This is a genomic window from Streptomyces sp. NPDC054841 (assembly GCF_053611045.1).
Window position 1 is genome coordinate 1 of record NZ_JBSGZO010000744.1, and the last position, 2827, is coordinate 2827.

Below are 2827 nucleotides of genomic sequence, written 5' to 3' on the forward strand. Positions count from 1 at the left end.
GTCACAGCGCCTCGGCCCACTCCGCGAGCGCGTCGAAGTCCGGCCGGGTCAGTCCGATCCGGTGGTCGATGTGCAGCAGCAGCGCGTCGGTGAGGTGGTTGCGCTCCACCCACTCCCTGTCCAGGTGCGTGATCTCGTCGTCGACCCACGCGAACGGCCGCCCGGCCGCGTAGTCGAGCACGTACTGCGTCTTCCAGAACGTCCCGCGCGGCGAGGCCCCGTGCATCACGGGCCAGTCGATGTACGGCAGTTCGGGCAGCCCCAGATGCGGACCGACCCACTCGTTCGCCTCGCCCTTCCAGGTCGTCGCCCACACCAGCTCGTACCACTCCGCGAGCGCCAGCAGCTCCTCGCCGTGCCCGGGGTTCAGCCAGACCCGCAGCGGCTTGTCGTGCGTCCAGCCGCTCGGCCGCATCCGGTGCGTCGTGTAGCCCTCGGGGCGGCTCTGCGGCTTTCCGCCGTAGGGATTCAGCGGACCGTCGATGTCGATCAGCAGCAGCGGCTTCATGGGCACAGCATCTCCTCCAGCCTCCCTATGAGGCATCGATTTATCGAATGAGACATGAACGTCTCATTCGGTGTATGCTCGTCTCATGGCCATGGACCGTGAACAGGTGCTCCGCACCGCCGCCGCCCTCCTCGCCCGCAAATCGACCGCGACCATGGACGAGGTCGCGCGCGCCGCGGGCATCGGGCGCGCCACGCTGCACCGGCACTTCGCGGGCCGGGACGCCCTGGTGAAGGCCCTCGAAGCGCTCGGCATCCAGGAGTTCGAGGCCGCGCTCGACCGGGCGCGCCTCGACGACGCCGGCGCGAGCGACGGGCTGCGGCGGCTGATCGCCGAGATGGAGCCCGGCGCGGACCTGCTCGCCTTCCTCGTCACCGAGAACCAGCTGTTCGAGGGCGACGAGATCAACGAAGGCTGGGCCAGGCTCGATGCCCGTGTCTCGGCCCTCTTCCGGCGCGGTCAGGAGCAGGGCGAGTTCCGGATCGACCTCTCGCCCGCATGGCTCACCGAGGCCCTGTACGGGCTCATCGGCACCTGCGCCTGGGCCGTCATGGACGGCCGGGTCGCCAAGAACGACTTCCAATACATGATCGCCGAACTGTTGCTCGGCGGAGCAACACGGAGTGTGGAGAAATGACCACCAGCACGGTCCAGCGCACGAGCGGGACGGACGAAACCCTGTACCGCCCCGGGCGCTGGCTCGCGCTCGCGGTGCTGGTGCTGGCCGTTCTGCTGGTGGCCGTGGACGCCACCGTACTCGGCCTTGCGACGCCCTTCCTCAGCGAGGACCTCAAGCCGTCAGGGACCCAGCTCCTGTGGATCGGTGACGTCTACTCCTTCGTCATCGCGGGTCTGCTCGTCTCCATGGGCAGCCTGGGTGACCGGATCGGCCGGAAGAAGCTGCTGCTGAGCGGTGCCGTCGCGTTCGGCGCGGTGTCCGTGCTCAACGCGTACGCCAACACGCCCGAGATGATGATTCTCGCCCGGGCGCTGCTCGGTGTCGCCGGTGCCACGCTGATGCCCTCCACGCTGGCCCTGATCCGCAACATCTTCCACGACCCCAAGGAGCGCAGCCTCGCCATCGGCATCTGGGGCGCCATGGCCTCGGCGGGCGCGGCCGTCGGACCCGTCGTCGGCGGCTTCCTGCTGGAACACTTCTGGTGGGGCTCGGTCTTCCTCATCAACCTGCCCGTGATGGCCGTCCTCGTGCTCGTCGGCATCAAGCTGCTGCCCGAGTCCAAGAACCCGGTCGCGGGGCCGTGGGATCTGATGAGTGTCGCGCTGTCCCTCATAGGCATGGTCGGTGTCGTATACGCCGTCAAGGAGGCCGCGACCCACGGCCTCGGCTGGGAGTCGGGCGCCGCCGCGCTCATCGGTGCGGCCGGGCTGTACGGATTCGTCCGCAGGCAGCTGACCCTGCCCGCGCCGCTGCTCGACATGCGGCTGTTCCGGCACCGGGGCTTCTCCGGCGCCGTCCTCGCGGACCTGCTGACCATTCTCGGCCTGTCCGGACTGGTCTTCTTCCTGTCCCAGTTCCTGCAACTGGTGCAGGGCAGGGAGCCGTTCGAGGCCGGTCTCGCGGAACTGCCCGCCGCGATCGGTGCGGTGGCCACGGGTCTGGTCGCGGGCACGGTCGCCCGGCGGTTCTCCGTACGGTCGGTGGTGGCCGCCGGTCTCGCCGCCGTGGGAGTCGCGCTCGCCGTGCTGACCCTCATCGGCCGGTCCACCGGCTATCCGCTGCTCGGTGCGGCGCTGTTCGTCGTCGGCATCGGCGCGGGATTCTCGTTCACCGTCACCGCCGACGTGATCCTCTCCAGCGTTCCCAAGGAACAGGCAGGTGCGGCCTCCGCGGTCTCCGAGACCGCCTACGAACTCGGCGCCGCCCTCGGTATCGCCCTGCTCGGCTCCATCGTGACCGGGGTCTACCGGGACTTCGTGACCCCGGCCGGGGTGCCGGCGGACGTGGCCTCCGCCGCCCATGAGTCGCTCGGCGGAGCCGTCGAGGCAGCCACCGCGCTCCCGGCGCAGCAGGGCGCGGCCCTGGTCGGCGCCGCCCAGGAGGCGTTCGTCGACGGGCTCAGGCTCGCTTCGGGCGTGGGTGCGGCGGTGCTGCTCGCCACCGCGGCCGCCGCGTGGTTCCTGCTGCGCGGCCAGAAGCTCGCCGACAGCATCGAGCACCCGTAACCGTTCGGGGGCGTACGCCCCGCCGGGGCGGAACGGGTGGGTACCACCCACGGTGCCCGGGGCCGGTACGACGGCCGGGCACCCTGGTCGCACCCGTCACCCCGGGCCCCCGTCACCCCGGGCACCCAACGCGTG

Annotated in this window: 3 protein-coding genes; 2 read left to right on the plus strand and 1 reads right to left on the minus strand. The window is 70.6% G+C overall.

What is annotated here, in order from left to right; all coding sequences use genetic code 11:
- Position 1 precedes the first annotated feature (1 nt).
- Positions 2–508, minus strand: coding sequence for an HAD domain-containing protein (locus ACWGI8_RS42600; RefSeq protein ID WP_453668835.1), 507 nt, complete (start codon positions 506–508; stop codon positions 2–4).
- An 85-nt stretch (positions 509–593) separates the two neighbouring features.
- On the opposite strand from ACWGI8_RS42600, the gene ACWGI8_RS42605 reads away from it, so the two are divergent.
- Together ACWGI8_RS42605 and ACWGI8_RS42610 are read left to right on the plus strand one after the other, a co-directional pair.
- Entirely contained in the window at positions 594–1145 is a 552-nt protein-coding gene (locus ACWGI8_RS42605) for a TetR/AcrR family transcriptional regulator (protein WP_453668836.1), read from the plus strand.
- Positions 1142–2692 (plus strand): MFS transporter, encoded by a 1551-nt coding sequence (locus ACWGI8_RS42610; protein ID WP_453668837.1) that lies wholly within the window; start codon positions 1142–1144, stop codon positions 2690–2692. Before ACWGI8_RS42605 ends, ACWGI8_RS42610 begins: the two co-directional genes overlap by 4 nt.
- Positions 2693–2827: the final 135 nt, after the last annotated feature.